Here is a 15014-nt window from a genome sequence, read left to right on the forward strand (position 1 = left end):
TTGACCGGCGTCCGGCCGGTCAGCGGGCGATTTCGGTGACCCGGGACTCGCGGACCACGGTCACCCGGATCTGCCCCGGGTAGGTCAGCTCCTCCTCGATTTGCTTGGCCACGTCACGGGCCAGCACCGCGGCACCGATGTCGTCCACGTCGTCCGGCTTGACCATCACCCGGATCTCCCGGCCGGCCTGCATGGCGAAGACCTTCTCCACCCCGATCTTGCCGGCGGCGATCTCCTCGATGCGTTCCAGCCGTTTGACGTACGCCTCCAGACTTTCCCGCCGGGCGCCGGGACGACCACCGGAGCACGCGTCGGAGGCCTGGGTGAGCACCGCCTCGACGGTCTGCGGCGGCACCTCGTTGTGATGCGCCTCGATGGCGTGCACCACCTCTTCGGACTCACCGTACTTGCGGGCCAGGTCGGCGCCGATCAGCGCATGACTGCCCTCGACCTCGTGGGTGAGCGCCTTGCCGATGTCGTGCAGGAACGCGCACCGCTTGATCAACGGGACGTCCAGACGCAGCTCGGCGGCCATCACCCCGGCGATGTGCGCGGTCTCCACCAGATGCTTGAGCACGTTCTGGCCGTACGAGGTCCGGTAGCGCAGCCGGCCCAGCAAGGTGGCCAGCTCAGGGTGGATCTCGGTGATGCCGACGTCGACGAGCGCCTCCTCGGCAGCCCGGTGGCACAGCTGCTCCACCTCCTGCCGGGCGGTCTCGAAGACCTCCTCGATCCGGTGCGGATGGATCCGGCCGTCGAGCACCAGCTTCTCCAGGGTGAGCCGGCCGGTCTCCCGGCGTACCGGATCGAAGCAGGACAGCAGGACCGCCTCGGGTGTGTCGTCGATGATCAGGTTGACCCCGGTGACGGATTCGAACGCCCGGATGTTGCGGCCTTCCCGCCCGATGATCCGGCCCTTCATCTCGTCGCCGGGCAGATGCAGGACGCTGACCACGCTTTCGGCGGTCTGTTCGCTGGCGACCCGCTGGATGGCGTCCACCACGATGTGCCGGGCCCGCTGGTCGGCGGTGTTGCGGGCGTCGGCCTCGATGTCGCGGACCAGGATCGCCGCCTCCCGTTTGGCCTGGCCCTCGATCGCTTCGACCAGCTCGCCGCGGGCCGCCTCGGCGGTCAGCCCGGCGACCCGTTCCAGCTCGCGCTGCCATCGCTCCTCGGCGGCCGCCAGGTCCGCTTCCCGGGCGGCCAGGGCTGCCTTGCGCTCGGCGAGTTCGGCGGCGGTGGCGGTCAACCGGCGGTCCCGCTCGGCGACCCGGTCGGCTTCCTCGGCGTGCTGACGTTCCCGTTCGTCCATCCGCTGGCCGCGCCGGTCCAGCTCGGCGGACTGCTCCTTGACCGTCCGGGAGAGCATCGCGATCTCCCGTTCGCCGCTGCGCCGGGCCGCTGCCCGGACCTGCTCGGCCTCGGTCTCGGCCTGCCGGTGGGCCCGCTCCAGGATGGTGTCCGCCTCGGCCCGGGCGGCGTCGAGCACCCGACGTGCCTCGGCCCGGGCGGCGGTCGCTTCGGCCTTGGCGGCGGCGGCGTCGGTACGGGCCGCAGCGGCGGCGGCCTTGGCCTGCTCGACGGCGGAGGACGCCTCGTCGGCCGCGGTACGCAGCGCGGCGAGGGAGCGTTCCTGCTGGTCGCGGGCGGCGATGAAGGCCGGGTCCTCCTCGACCGGCGGCGCGGCCGCCGGTGTGGTGAGCCGACGCAGCGCGCGGGCACCGAGCGCGAGGCCGGCGAGCACCAGGCCGGCCAGCCCGACGACCGCGGCGAAGAGCATCCACTCCAGCCCGGTCATGCCGACCCTCCGGGCCTACCGACACTCGCGTGTCCCGCCGGCTTCCTGCGCTGCGCCACGACCGCCTCCAGTCCGCCGTCGGCCTTACCGGAAGCTTCTCGCTCCGGCCGGCCACGGCTATGGGAACGCCCGACCGTGGCGGCTGACCAACGACCAGACAGCACCGACGTGGGTGCGGGCACGACCACGGCGAAACGGCCGTTGTGCGTGCTGTCGCAGCCGGACCGGCCTGTCCGGTTGCGGCATGTCTGGCTACTGAGCTGCTGCTGCGAAGTGATGCCGTACTGTTATGCGATCTATGTTGTGCGGTTAGCCTGCGACGGGTCGGTTGTTCGTCTGTAACGCGAGGCTAGGTCGCGAGGGGCCGTTCGGTCAAGAAGTCATGATCAGACCGACAACGGAACGTAGGGCATCGGCGCGCTCACAGGCAGCATGTCGCGCTCAGGACGCGTCGGGATGAGTCGGAAATTTGGCACACCCCGCAGGGGGATGGCGTCCCGTCAGGTGGACCAGGGCTGCTCAGCATCCGGGTCGGGAACCTCGCCGGTCAGTGCCTCGGCATCCACCGTGTCGGTGAACTCGGCCGCCTCGGCGGACCGGGCGACCAACGCCTCCCGGACCACCGGCACAGCCACCCCCGCCGAGTAACCCTTGCGGGCGAGCATCGCGACCAACCGCCGGAACACCACGTCCGGAGCACCCCGGGCGGTACGCAGCTTGCGCTCGACGAGCTCCGCCGCGGTGGCCCGCTCGGTCGACTCGTCCAGCCCGTCCAGCGCATCCCGGGCAATCTGCGGATCCACGCCGCGCTGACGCAACTCGGCGGCTAGGTTGCGCCGGGCCAGCCCTCGACCGTGATGCCGGCTGGTCACCCAGGCTTGGGCGAACGCCGCGTCGTCGATCATCCCAACCTCGTCGTACCGGTCGAGGACCGACCTGGCCGTGGCCTCGGAAATGCCGCGTCGCCGCAGTACGGCGGCGAGCTCCGCCCGGGTCCGGGGGCGGACGGCGAGCTGCCGCAGACAGATGTCGCGGGCCTGCTGCGCCTCGTCCACCGGCTGCCGGCCGGTAGCGGTGGACCCGGTGGCATGGTCGGCGGACCCGGCCGCCTCGGCGGAGCGGCCGGCACGGGAGGCGCGGGGACGGGGCGGAGCCGCATCCCAGCCCCTGCCCGTCCGTGCACCGCGTCGTCGACCAGCCATCCGGATCAGAAGTCGACCGGCGGCAACTCAGGCCCGCCGGCCTCGTCGGCACCGAGCGCACCGACGCCGAGCTTCTCCAGGATCTTCTTCTCGATCTCAGCCGCCACGTCCGGGTTCTCCCGGAGGAACTCCCGAGCTTTCTCCTTGCCCTGACCGAGCTGGTCGCCCTCGTAGGTGTACCAGGCGCCGGACTTGCGGATGATCGACTGCTCGACACCGACGTCGATCAGCGACCCCTCCCGGGAGATGCCCTTGCCGTACATGATGTCGAACTCGGCCTGCTTGAACGGTGCGGAGACCTTGTTCTTGACGACCTTGACCCGGGTCCGGTTGCCGACCACGTCGGTGCCGTCCTTGAGGCTCTCGATCCGTCGCACGTCGAGCCGCACCGAGGCGTAGAACTTCAGCGCTCGGCCACCGGTGGTGGTCTCCGGCGAACCGAACATCACGCCGATCTTCTCCCGCAGCTGGTTGATGAAGATCGCGGTGGTGCCGGTGCTGTTCAGCACACCGGTGATCTTGCGCAGCGCCTGGCTCATCAGCCGGGCCTGCAGACCGACGTGGCTGTCCCCCATCTCGCCCTCGATCTCGGCGCGGGGCACCAGGGCCGCGACCGAGTCGATCACGATGATGTCCAGCGCGCCGGAGCGGATCAGCATGTCGGCGATCTCCAGCGCCTGCTCGCCTGTGTCCGGTTGGGAGACCAGCATGGCGTCGGTGTCCACGCCGAGCGCCCTGGCGTAGTCCGGGTCGAGCGCGTGCTCGGCGTCGATGAACGCCGCGATGCCGCCGGAACGCTGGGCGTTGGCCACCGCGTGCAGGGCGACCGTGGTCTTACCGCTGCTCTCCGGGCCGTAGACCTCGACCACCCGACCCCGGGGCAGGCCGCCGACGCCGAGTGCCACGTCGAGCGCGATGGAGCCGGTGGGGATCACTGCGGTCTGGATCACCGGCCGCTCGCCCAGCCGCATCACCGAGCCCTTGCCGAACTGTTTGTCGATCTGAGCCAGCGCCAGATCGAGCGCCTTTTCCTTATCTGGCACTGCCGCCATTGCTGCCACCCCTACGTTCGCCGACTTCCCAGGCGTCCTGGCCGAGCTTCTCGTCACCCGGGTCACGCTAGGCGCTGGGTCCGACAGAAAACAGCCGACGGGCCGCAACCTGTGGATGAGCACCTAGCTGTGGACAATAGCCGAACAGATGTACGAGTGGAAAACCAGACACGCCCACGAATCTCACCACCCAAAGCAGCCATTCGACCGCAAAGAGTGAATGCAGCTACGCGAACGCGCGCCCGTCAAGCAGAGGTACCTACCCGTCAAGCAAAGGCACGACCAGCCGACAGAGGTACGACCGGCCGGCAAGCGACGTGCTACACACACAGGCCGGCTCCCGGATACCCCGAGACTCGTGAATCCCAGCTCGACCGGCACTCGCCGTTCAGCGCAACCGGCCGGGAACCCGGTCGGGGTACGCGGCGCAGACCGCCCGCCAGACCACCGCCGTCTCCTCACCCGCCGCCAGCGCCTGGGCGATGGTGCGCCCACCCAGCTGGGCCAGCACCTGATCGGTGGCGATGCTGCGGGCGTACGCCGGCCCGAACGCCTCGTCCAACCGGCCCCAGAAGTCCGTCAACCGCATCCCTACCTCCTTACTGCTTCGACGGAGCCGACACCGGGCGCAGCACCAACCCCAGCAACGGCACCGTGGCCAGCGCCGACAGCAACGTCAGGACGCCGTAACCGGACAGCCCGACGATGATTCCGCTGACCGCGCCGGCGGATGCGCCGGCCAGGCCCATCACCAGGTCCGACAGGCCTTGCACCGACGGACGGACGTCGACCGGCACCGACTCCGACAGCAGGGTCGAGCCCGCGACCATGGTGCCCGACCAGCCGAGCCCGAGCAGCACCAGCCCGATCACCAGGCGTACCGGGTCGTGACCGGCGGTGCCCGCCACAGCGCACGCGGCCAGTAGCAGCCCGGCCCCACCGACGATCACCGGCCGGCGACCGGACCGGTCGGTGAGCCAACCTACCACCGGCGACAGCGCGTACATCCCGGCAATGTGCAGGCTCAGCACCAGCCCGACGGTGCGCAGCAGGTCACCACCGGAATGCCCCATCCCGATGTGGACCGGAGTCATCGCCATCACCCCCACCATCACCAGGTGGCCGACAGCGACAGCGCAGACCCCGAGCCGCGCGGCTGGCCGGGCCATGACCACCGCGAACGCCGCCCGCATGCCTCGGCCGGACCCGGCCCGCAGACCCCGACCGGACCGCACCGGGGCGGTCGCCGACGCGGGGCCGGCGATCCGCCGGGCGGTCAGCAGCGGATCCGGTCGCAGCAACATCAGCACCAACAGCGCGGCCAGCAGGAACGCCAGCGTGCTGACGGCGAACGGACCGGCCAGCGGCGGCAGCCCGACCCCACTGGCCGACCGGTCGGCCAGCCCGGCCAGGTTGGGGGCGGTCACCGCGCCGACCGTGGTCGCCCAGACCACCAGCGACAGTTGCCGGCCCCGACGACGCGGCTCGGCGAGGTCGACCGCCGCGTACCGGGCCTGGAGCCCGGCGGTCGTCGCACCGCCGAACAGGACCATGCCGACGAACAGCAGCGGCACCCAGCGCACCGCCGCGGCGGCCACCACCAGCACCGCCCCGGTCGCACCCGTCAGGTACGCGAAGACCAGGCCGGGACGGCGGCCGTGCCCGTTCATGAGCCGGACCACGGGTACGGCGAGCAGCGCCCCGCCGACCACCGCGGCGCTCTGCGCCAGGCCGGAGACGGTCACCCCGCCAAGCTCGGCGGCGAGCAGGCCACCGACCGAAATCCCGATGGTGACGCCTACGCCGCCGATCATCTGGGTACCGGCGAGCAGCCGCAGCGTACGGCGTTGGATGCGGGTGACGTCACCGGGTGGCGGCGGATCGGTCACCGACGGCGGTGCGGTGAGTGCGGTCATCGGCGTACCGCCGGGGTCGGGTTGCCCAGACCGGCGAGCAGTCCGCGGACGACGCCGAGGTCGGTGACCAGCCCTCGGTAGGCAATCTGCTGGTCGTCGGCGCGCAGCACCGCCGAGGGATGGATGGTGGCCACCAGCTGAGCCGGGCCCACCGGGAACTCCTCGGGCCGCTCGGCCGAGGCCGGCCACGGCAGCGGTACGCCACGCGAGCGGGTCACCCGGAACGCCGGACCGAGCAGCGCCCGGGCCGCAGTCGCGCCGAGCACCACGACGACGGCCGGGCGCAGCATCGCGAACTCGGCGACCAGCCAGGGCCGGCAGGCCACAATGTGCACCCGGTCCGGGGTCTGGTGGATCCGTCGACCGCCGCGCGACACGAAGCGGAAGTGCTTCACCGCGTTGGTCAGATAGATCTGGTCGACCGGGATCCCGGCGTCGTCCACCGCCCGGCGCAGCAGCCGGCCGGCCGGGCCGACGAACGGCAGACCCTGGCGGTCCTCGACGTCCCCGGGCTGCTCGCCGACCATCACCACCCGGGCATCGGGGTTGCCCCGACCGAAGACCACCTGGCTGGCGGGCTGGTGCAGTTCGCATCCCCGGCAGCCGGGGGCGGCAGCGCGCAGGTCGGCGAGGCTACGGGCACCGGCGGGGACGTACCCATCGGCTCCGACGGTGGATTCGTGCACGGTCACGGGTCCTTCCTACCCGGTTGCGGATCGCCCGGTGCGCCTGGGTTGACGGGTCCGGGCGCGGCCCGCGTACCTCACCTGCCGACCCCGGTGCGTCCTGCTGGGCGCAGCGCGTCGCGCACCGCCGCGGCGAGCTCGCCGGCCCGGTGCTCGTCGAGCCCGCTGACGGTGATCCTGATCCCCGGCGCGCCGCGTAGCCGGTAGCGGGCTCCGGCGGAGACGGTGAATCCGGCTGTCTGCAGCGCGGTCACCACGTGGGTCTCGTCCGTCACCGGCACCCAGACGTTGATCCCGCTGCCGCCGTGGCTGGCCACGCCGTGGGCGGCGAGCGCGGCCCGCAGCGCCTCCCGACGGCGCTGGTAGACCCGGCCGGCCCCGGCCACCGAGGCGGTGACCGAGGGGTCGCGCCACAACTGTCCGAGCAGCCGCTGCAGGACCGTGGAGACCCAGCCGGAACCGGTACGCATCCGACCGGCAACCCGGCTCAGTGTGGTCTCGTCGCCGGTCAACAGGGCGATCCGCAGGTCCGGGCCGTACGGCTTGCTGGCGGAGCGGACGAACGCCCATCGGGATGTCGCGCCGGCCAGCACGTGCGGCGGACCGTCGGAGAGCTCGGCGGCGTGGTCGTCCTCGATGAGCAGCACGTCGTCGGTCTCGCGCAGCAGCCGTCGCAGCCGGTCGGCCCGGTCGCCGTCCAGGGCGGCACCGGTAGGGTTCTGCGCCCGGGTGGTGACCACGATGGCGGACACACCGGCGGACAGCGCCGCCCGCAGGCCCGGTTCGGTAGGGCCACGGTCGTCCACCGTCATCGGCACCGGGGTGAGGCCCAGTGCCGCGATCAGATCCAGCAGGTTGGCCCAGCCGGGGTCCTCCACCGCGACCCGGTCGCCAGCGCGCAGATTGCTGGTGAGCAGGCGTTCGATCCCGTCCAGCGCGCCACTGGTGACGGTCAGACCGGCAGCCGGTAGGCCGTCGTCGGCCAACCGGACCGCAGCGAGCGCGGCGAGGTCGGGCAGCAGGCCGGCGTCGGCGTAGCCCTGCCCGGACGAGGTGTCGGCCAGCTGCCGGGCGACCGCAGCGAGATGTGTCGCCAGCGGCGGCAACAGCCGTGGATCCGGCTCGCCGGTGGACAGGTCCAGGGTGCCCGGCGGGGCCGGCGCGGACGGACCGGGCCGGGTCACGGCGACCGGTGGGCGGGCGCGGACCCGGGTGCCGCGTCGGCCGTCGGTGTCGACGATCCCCCGTTGGCGCAGCGCCTGGTACGCCTTGGCGACGGTGGCCGGGCTGACCTCGAGTGCGTCGGCGAGCGTACGCACCGCCGGCAGCAGGGCACCAGGTGCCAACGCACCCGTACGGACACCGGCCTCGACGCTGGCCGAGATCTCGGTCGCGGTCGCACCGGTCGGCTGATATTGTTCTGACACAAATATCATATTGTACTAGCACAATCTCAGGAGACCAAGTGTACCCCGCCACCGCCCGCACCACCGCCACGCGACACCTCAGCCGGGTGACCTACCAGCGCACCGAGGCACACCGCATCCTCGACGAGGCGTACCACTGCTGCCTGGCGTTCGTCGCCGACAACGCGCCCCGGGCACTGCCCACTCTGCACGTACGCATCGACGAGACCCTGTACCTGCACGGCTCCACCGCGAGCACCCCCCTGCTGGCCGCCCGGGACCCACAAGGGCTCGCCGTCTGTGTGGCCGTCACCCTGCTCGACGGCCTGGTCTATGCCCGCGCCCAGGCGCACCACAGTGCCAACTACCGGTCAGTCGTCGTGCACGGCACCGCCCGGCTGGTCAGCGACCCGGCCGACAAGCGGCGGGCACTCGACGCCCTGATCGACAAGGCAGCACCGGGCCGGGCCGCGGACAGCCGGCCACCGACCAGCCGGGAACTCGCGCAGACAGCGGTGCTCGCCGTCGCTCTCGACGAGGTATCGGTCAAGGCCCGCGCCGGCGACCCCGTCGACGAACAGGCCGACCTCGCGCTGCCGTACTGGGCCGGGGTGGTGCCAATGCGCACCGTCGCCGACCCGCCGCAATCCGCCGCCGGAGTCACCCGGGCGGTGCCGACCTACTTCACCACCAGCGAGATTTCTCTCGCCAACGGACCGGCGGACAGGTGAGGATGCCCCCATGCTGGGCACCACCGACATCTGGACGTACGTCCTGGGCACCGTGGCGATCGTCCTGCTGCCCGGGCCGAACTCGTTGTTCGTCCTGTCCACCGCCGTTGCTCTCCGCACTGACGATGCAGTTCCGGCAGCGGCGACGGCTCGCCGCGACGGTCACCAGCGGGGTGGGCGCTCTGTTCCTCGGCTTCGGGGTCAAGCTCGCCACCGCCAGCGCCGGAGCAGCCTGACCGCCGGAGCATGGCCGCCGGAACAGCCCGACCCGTAGGAACAGACTGACCGCTGAGCGGCCAACCGCCACCGTCGGCACGCAGCTCAGCGCATCCGCCGTCCCCTCGGTACGGTGTCCGTCTCGTCGTCGAACTCGCCGATGACCTCCTCCAGCAGGTCCTCCAACGCCACGAAACCGATCGGCCGGTCGGCACCGGCACCGTTGGTGACCAGCGCTAGCTGGACCTGGTCGGCGCGCATCGCCGCCACCGCCTCGGTGACGGTTGCCGTCGCCGGCAGCAGGAACGGCCGGCTCATCAGCGATTCTGCGGTCGGCGCGCCGTCACAGGTGTTCGCCCGTACCGCGTCGCGTACGTGCACGATGCCGATCAGATCGCCGGCCTCCCCGCAGACCACCAGGCGGGACCGGCCGCTGCCCCGGGACAGCTCCTCCACCCGCTCGGCGGTGTCCGTCCGGGCCACCGCGACAACCTGGTCCACCGGCTGCATCACGTCACGGACAGTGGTGCGCTCCAGCTGGAGCATCTTGGCCAGCAGCTCGTGCTGGTCCGGCGGCAGCAGCCCGTGCTCCCGCGACTGTTCCAGCAGGATGCGCAGCTCGTCCGGGCCGTGCACCTGGGCGAGCTGGTCCTGCGGTTCGACCCGGAACGCCCGCAGCACGGCATTGGCGATCGCGTTCAACCCGGACAGGACCGGCCGGGACACCCGGGCGAACGCCCGGAACGGCAGCGCCAGCAGCAGCGCCGACCGCTCCGGGTGGGTGATCGCCCACGACTTCGGTGCCATCTCGCCGACCACCAGGTGCAGGAAGACCACCAGGGCGAGGGCGAACAGGAACGCGACCAGGTGACTGGCCGCGTACGGCAGACCGGCCCGTTCCAACAGCGGCGCCATCAGCCGCTCCACCGCCGGCTCGGCCAACGCGCCCAGGCCGAGGGTGCAGACGGTGATGCCCAACTGCGCCCCGGCGAGCATCAGCGACAGCTCGCGGGAACCGTCCAGCGCTGCCCGGGCCGCCCGCGAGCCGCCCGCCGCGGCCTGTTCCAGGCGATACCGCTTGCTCGCCACCAGGGCGAACTCCGCGGCCACGAAAAACCCGTTCAGTGCGAGCAGCACCAGTGAGGTCAGCAACGCCCACCCGGTGCTCACCCGATCACCTCCAGCCGTACCGAGTCAGGCACGTGCCGGTCGACGGAGATCACGTGCAGTACGGCCCGCCGGGCCGGATGGTGGCCGTTGCCGGCGGTCATCTCCTCCAGGCTGATCGAGATCTGGTCGCCGACCTCGGGCACCCGGCCTAGTTCCCGCATGACCAGGCCGGAGAGGGTGTCGTACTCGGGGGCGGTCGGCAGCTCGACACCGGTGGTGTCGGCGACCTCGTCGATTCGCCAGCGGGCCGGCACCAGCCAGGAGCCGTCCGGCTGGCGGGCCGGGGCCGGCTCCGGCGGGTCGTCCTCGTCCCGGATCGGGCCAACCAGCTCCTCGGCGATGTCCTCCAAGGTGATCACCCCGGCGAAGCCGCCGTACTCGTCGACCACGCAGGCCAGCTGCCGGTGCCCCTTACGCAGCCGGTCCAGCACCGCCGGCAGCGGCAGGGTCTCCGGCACCAGCAGCGGGGGGACCATCACCGCCGCGACCGTCGTCACCGCCCGTCGCGACGGCGGCACGGTGAGCACGTCCGCGATGCTGGCGATGCCGACCAAGTCGTCGACGCCGTCCGAGCCGTGCACCGGGAACCGGGAGTGCCCGGTGTCCAGCAGCTCCACCAGCCCGGTCAGCGGCGCGTCGACCCGTACCGTGTGCACGTCGACCCGCGGCACCATCGCCTCGCCGGCGGTCAGCTGCCGGAAGTGCAGCCCTCGGTCGAGCAGCGTGGACATCGCCGAGTCGAGGTGCCCCTCCTGGCGGGACTCGGCGATGATCTGGCCGAGGTCCTCGGCGGTGGCGCCACTGGGCAGCTCCTCGATCGGCTCGATGCCGACCCGCCGTAGCAACCGGTTGGCCGCGATGTCGAACATCCGGATCAGTGGTCCGGCGACGGCCAGGTAGATCAGGGTCGACCGGCTGAGCGCCCGGGCCAACGTCTCGGCCCGGGCGAGGGCGAGGTTCTTGGGGGCCAGCTCACCGAGGACCATCTGCACCACGGTCGAGATGATCAGCGCCAGCCCGACCGAGATGGTCAGGCTGGCGGCCGGCGGAACACCGACCCCACCGAGCAGCTCGGACAGTCCGGCGCCGAGGTACGGCTCGGCGACGTAGCCGACCAGCAACGCGGTGACCGTGATCCCCAACTGGGCACCGGAGAGCATGAACGACAGCCGGCTGGTCACCCGCAGCGCCCGGGCGGCGGCCGGGTCGCCCCGGTCGGCCAGGGTCCGCAGCCGACCCCGGTCGACGGCGACGTAGCCGAACTCCTGGGCGACGAAGTACCCGGTCGCGACCGTCAACACGGTGATCAGAAAGAGACCGAAGACGATCAGCACCGGGGGCTCAGCGCTCCGGCGACCGGCGGCCGGAATGTCGGCAGCCGGGTGCTACCCGGCTGGCTACTGCTGCCCTCCTGGGCAGGAGCATCGGTCATGGCCGGATTATATAGTGGTCCGCCGCTGCCCACCGGTACCGTCGCCGCCGGTGCTGTCGACCGCCATTCCGTCCGCCTCGTCGGTGACCAGCAGGTCGCGCCGGACCAGATTGGCCCGGTAGGCGGTCCGACCGATGATGTGGGCCGCGACCGGCGCGGTCGCCATCTGGAAGACCGCCACCATCAGCAGAGTGGCCAGTTCGGTGCCGCTCTGCAGCCGCAACGCCAGCCCACTGAGGACCAGTAGCAGGCCGAGAACCTGCGGCTTGGTCGCCGCGTGTATCCGGGCGGCGACGTCGGGGAAGCGCAGCAGACCGATGCTGGCCGCCAGGCTGAGCAACGCGCCGCCGATCAGCAGCGTGCCGGACAGTACGGTCAGCACCCCGTTCACCGTTGCTCCCGTTCGGCGGCGGCCACCGCGGGCGGGCGGGCGGCGACGAACCGGACGATGCTGACCGAGCCCACGAACCCGAGCAGGGACAGCACCACCAGCACCGGCAGGGTGGTGGCGTGCCGGTTGACCGCCGCCTCGGCGGCGAGCCCACCGACGATGATGGCGATCAGCACCTCGGCGGCCACCACCCGGTCGAGCAGTGTCGGACCACGGATGATCCGCCCGACGGTCAGCAGGGCCGCCACGGCCAGCAGGACGGTCACCACGACGGCCACGAAGGTCATCGATTCTCTCCGTTCCCTGGGCGGGGATCGTTTCCTGGAAATGGATGGTCGGCCGGGCGAGGAAGGTCGGCGAGGTGACGCACGTCGTCCGCCGAGCCGACGGCCCGGACGATCCGCTCCTCCAACGCCAGCACCTTCCGCCGGGCCCGCTCGACGTCGTGGTGGTCGACGACGTCGAGCACGTGGACGTAAAGGGTGCCGCTGGCCGGGTCGGCCTCGACGATGAGGCTGCCCGGGATCAACGACAACGCCTCCGCGGTGAGGGTCAGGTTCAGGTCGGTCCGGACCCGGAGCCGCACCGCGAGGACCGCGCTGCGCGGGGTGTGCCCGAACCGGACGGCGGTCCAGGCCACCTGCGCGCTCGCGATGAACAGGTCGACGACGAACCGGACGAGGAAGCGCAGCACCGCCAGCGGCCGAATCCGGCCCTCGAAGGCGACCGGCGGCAGCGGGAAGACGGTGACCACCACCAGTGCCACCAACGTCCCGCCGAGCAGGTTGCCGACGGAGAACCGCCCGTAGAACAGGTTCCACAGCACCACCAGAGCGGCGACCGCGACGATCTGGGTACGCCAGCGCGCGGCCCTGGACACCGGACTCATCGGGCTCCTCCCTGCGGGAACACCGCGTCAACGTACGGCGTCCGACTCACCAGGTTGGCTGCCGCCTCGGTGCCGATCTGGTACAACGGTCCGGCCAGCACGGTCAGCGCCAGGCCGAGCAGCACCAGTGCGGTGGTCGCGCCGACCAGCAGGGGCGGCATCGGTTCCACCGACCCCGGGCCGTCGGCGGCGAGCGGGGTGGAGGCCGAGTCGGTGGACGGCACCCGGACACCGGACACCGCCCGGGTGACGGACGGCACCGTTGCCGGCTGCGGGGCCGTAGCAGGTGCCGGTGCCGGCGCCGGACCGCCCGCTGCGGCCTGCGGGGCCGTCTTGCGCCAGAAGGCGAGATTCCACACCCGGGTCACCGCGTACAGGGTGAGCAGGCTGGTCACCACCGCGCCGGCGGCGACCACCCAGACCAGCGGTCCGCCGTCGGCGGCCCCGGCCTGCAGCAACCCGAGCTTGCCGAGGAACCCGGAGAACGGTGGTATGCCGGCCAGGTTCAACGCGGGCAGAAAGAACAGCGCGGCGAGCAGCGGCGCGGCCCGGGCCAACCCGCCGAGACGTTCCAGGTTGGTGCTGCCGCCCCGGCGCTCCACCAGCCCGGTCGCCAGGAACAGCGTGGTCTGGATGGTGATGTGGTGCACCACGTAGAAGATCGCCGCCGCCAGTCCGGCGGCGGTGCCGAGCGCGATCCCGAACAGCATGTAGCCGATGTGACTGACCAGGGTGAACGAGAGCAGCCGCTTGATGTCCGACTGCGCGACGGCACCGAGGATGCCGACCACCATGGTCAGCAACGCGACCACCAGCAGCAGGTCGCGGGTGCGTCCGCCGGGGAACAGCAACGTCTCGGTACGGATGATCGCGTAGACGCCGACCTTGGTCAGCAGACCGGCGAAGACGGCGGTGACCGGAGCCGGCGCGGTCGGGTAGCTGTCCGGCAGCCAGGCCGACAGCGGGAACACCGCCGCCTTGATGCCGAACGCGAGGAGCAGCATCAGCTGCAGCACCAGCCGCAGATCGTCGGGAAGTCCGTCGAGCCGGTCGGCCAGCTGCGCCAGGTTCACCGTGCCGGTGGCGGCGTAGACCAGCCCGATCGCGGTGAGGAAGATGACCGAGGAGAGGATGCTGACCACGACGTACGTGGTGCCGGCCCGGATCCGTACCTCGGTGCCGCCCAGGGTGAGCAGCACGTAGCTGGCACCGAGCAGGATCTCGAACCCGACGTACAGGTTGAACAGGTCCCCGGAGAGGAACGCGTTGGTCACTCCGGCGGTGAGGATCAGGTACGTCGGGTGGTAGATCGCCACCGGTGTGCTCTCCCGGCCGTCGGCACGACCTTCGCCGATCGAGTACAGCAGTACGCAGAGCGTCACCGCGGTGGAGACCACCAGCATCAGGGTGGCGAGCTGGTCGGCGACCAGCACGATGCCCAGCGGCACCGGCCAGCCACCCACCCGTACCACCTGGGGTCCTTCGATGTGGGCGGTGACCAGCAGGGCGAGCGCGACGCCGAAGCTGACGGAGAGGGCGGCGACGCTGGTGGTCCGCTGGGCGCGCGGATGCCGGGCCAGCACCAGGGTGATACCCGCGCCGAGCAGCGGCACGATCACCGGCAACGGCACCAGGAAGCTCACGGGTCGCTCCGATCGAGATCGCCGGCGCGGGCCGGGGCGGTACGGGGGGCACCGATCGCGTCGATCGGGTCGGTGTCGTTGTCGTCGCTGTCCTCGGCGTCGTCCTCGGCGTTGGGTCCCTGGTCGGCGAGGGCGCGCTGCACAATGAGCCGGTCCTCCAGGTCGTCCTGGACCTCGTCGTGGCCGAAGAGCAACCAGCTGCGGTACGCCATGGCGAGCAGGAACGCGGTGAGCCCGAGCGTGATCACGATCGCGGTGAGGATGAGCGCCTGTGGCAGCGGGTCGCTCATCTCCTCGGCGGCGGTCACCTCGGCGATGGGCGCCCCGCCGGGCCGCCCGCCCAGCAGGATCAGCAGGTTGGCCCCGTTGCCGAGCAGGACCACCCCAAGCACCACCCGGGTGAGACTGCGTTCCAGCAACAGGGTGACGCCGGCGGCGAAGAGCACCCCGACGACCAGGACGAGCACGATGTTGGGCGGCAT

The 15014-nt window shown here is 71.6% G+C and carries 15 protein-coding genes and 1 pseudogene; 2 read left to right on the top strand and 14 right to left on the bottom strand.

Going from position 1 to position 15014, the window contains the following annotated elements:
* Positions 1 to 19: 19 nt before the first annotated feature.
* The 7 genes from rny to ACFHW1_RS06050 form a co-directional block, all read right to left on the bottom strand.
* Complete coding sequence (gene rny / locus ACFHW1_RS06020; RefSeq protein WP_416615030.1) at positions 20 to 1798, bottom strand: ribonuclease Y; 1779 nt, start codon at positions 1796 to 1798, stop codon at positions 20 to 22.
* 500 nt (positions 1799 to 2298) lie between these two features.
* Positions 2299 to 3000: a regulatory protein RecX gene (locus tag ACFHW1_RS06025; RefSeq protein WP_416552820.1), complete on the bottom strand. Its 702-nt coding sequence runs from the start codon at positions 2998 to 3000 to the stop codon at positions 2299 to 2301.
* Between the two features lie 5 nt (positions 3001 to 3005).
* A complete protein-coding gene (recA, locus tag ACFHW1_RS06030; RefSeq protein WP_278168039.1) occupies positions 3006 to 4052 on the bottom strand; it encodes a recombinase RecA in 1047 nt (348 codons plus the stop codon).
* A gap of 388 nt (positions 4053 to 4440) precedes the next feature.
* Positions 4441 to 4641 (bottom strand): DUF3046 domain-containing protein, encoded by a 201-nt coding sequence (locus ACFHW1_RS06035; protein WP_281554019.1) that lies wholly within the window; start codon positions 4639 to 4641, stop codon positions 4441 to 4443.
* A gap of 10 nt (positions 4642 to 4651) precedes the next feature.
* Positions 4652 to 5968, bottom strand: a complete 1317-nt coding sequence (locus ACFHW1_RS06040; RefSeq protein WP_416552823.1) for an MFS transporter — start codon at positions 5966 to 5968, stop codon at positions 4652 to 4654.
* The gene (locus ACFHW1_RS06045; protein WP_416553148.1) at positions 5965 to 6654 is read right to left on the bottom strand and encodes a UdgX family uracil-DNA binding protein; all 690 of its coding nucleotides are present in this window, start codon (positions 6652 to 6654) and stop codon (positions 5965 to 5967) included. Before ACFHW1_RS06045 ends, ACFHW1_RS06040 begins: the two co-directional genes overlap by 4 nt.
* A gap of 77 nt (positions 6655 to 6731) precedes the next feature.
* Positions 6732 to 8081: an aminotransferase class I/II-fold pyridoxal phosphate-dependent enzyme gene (locus tag ACFHW1_RS06050; protein WP_416552825.1), complete on the bottom strand. Its 1350-nt coding sequence runs from the start codon at positions 8079 to 8081 to the stop codon at positions 6732 to 6734.
* 38 nt (positions 8082 to 8119) lie between these two features.
* Here ACFHW1_RS06050 and ACFHW1_RS06055 point away from each other — a divergent pair, with 38 nt between their 5' ends.
* Both ACFHW1_RS06055 and ACFHW1_RS06060 read left to right on the top strand, forming a co-directional pair.
* On the top strand, positions 8120 to 8791 hold the full coding sequence (locus tag ACFHW1_RS06055) for a pyridoxamine 5'-phosphate oxidase family protein (RefSeq protein WP_416552827.1): 672 nt from the start codon (positions 8120 to 8122) through the stop codon (positions 8789 to 8791).
* Positions 8792 to 8801: 10 nt separating this feature from the next.
* A pseudogene (locus ACFHW1_RS06060) lies at positions 8802 to 9024 on the top strand (hypothetical protein); the annotation flags it as partial.
* Positions 9025 to 9112: 88 nt separating this feature from the next.
* On the opposite strand, the gene ACFHW1_RS06065 reads toward ACFHW1_RS06060, so the two are convergent.
* The 7 genes from ACFHW1_RS06065 to ACFHW1_RS06095 all read right to left on the bottom strand — a co-directional run bounded on the left by ACFHW1_RS06065 (position 9113) and on the right by ACFHW1_RS06095 (position 15014).
* On the bottom strand, positions 9113 to 10177 hold the full coding sequence (locus ACFHW1_RS06065) for a hemolysin family protein (RefSeq protein WP_278168030.1): 1065 nt from the start codon (positions 10175 to 10177) through the stop codon (positions 9113 to 9115).
* On the bottom strand, positions 10174 to 11511 hold the full coding sequence (locus ACFHW1_RS06070) for a hemolysin family protein (protein WP_416552829.1): 1338 nt from the start codon (positions 11509 to 11511) through the stop codon (positions 10174 to 10176). Before ACFHW1_RS06070 ends, ACFHW1_RS06065 begins: the two co-directional genes overlap by 4 nt.
* Before the next feature lie 105 nt (positions 11512 to 11616).
* Positions 11617 to 12000: a monovalent cation/H(+) antiporter subunit G gene (mnhG, locus tag ACFHW1_RS06075; protein WP_416552831.1), complete on the bottom strand. Its 384-nt coding sequence runs from the start codon at positions 11998 to 12000 to the stop codon at positions 11617 to 11619.
* Entirely contained in the window at positions 11997 to 12287 is a 291-nt protein-coding gene (locus tag ACFHW1_RS06080) for a monovalent cation/H+ antiporter complex subunit F (protein WP_123600656.1), read from the bottom strand. Before ACFHW1_RS06080 ends, mnhG begins: the two co-directional genes overlap by 4 nt.
* The gene (locus ACFHW1_RS06085; RefSeq protein WP_416552834.1) at positions 12284 to 12889 is read right to left on the bottom strand and encodes a Na+/H+ antiporter subunit E; all 606 of its coding nucleotides are present in this window, start codon (positions 12887 to 12889) and stop codon (positions 12284 to 12286) included. Before ACFHW1_RS06085 ends, ACFHW1_RS06080 begins: the two co-directional genes overlap by 4 nt.
* Entirely contained in the window at positions 12886 to 14532 is a 1647-nt protein-coding gene (locus tag ACFHW1_RS06090; protein WP_416552836.1) for a Na+/H+ antiporter subunit D, read from the bottom strand. The genes ACFHW1_RS06085 and ACFHW1_RS06090 overlap by 4 nt, the downstream gene beginning before the upstream one ends.
* Positions 14529 to 15014 (bottom strand): Na(+)/H(+) antiporter subunit C, encoded by a 486-nt coding sequence (locus ACFHW1_RS06095; protein WP_416552838.1) that lies wholly within the window; start codon positions 15012 to 15014, stop codon positions 14529 to 14531. The genes ACFHW1_RS06090 and ACFHW1_RS06095 overlap by 4 nt, the downstream gene beginning before the upstream one ends.

The organism is Micromonospora sp. LOL_014 (genome assembly GCF_048060245.1).
Lineage (GTDB): Bacteria > Actinomycetota > Actinomycetes > Mycobacteriales > Micromonosporaceae > Micromonospora_E.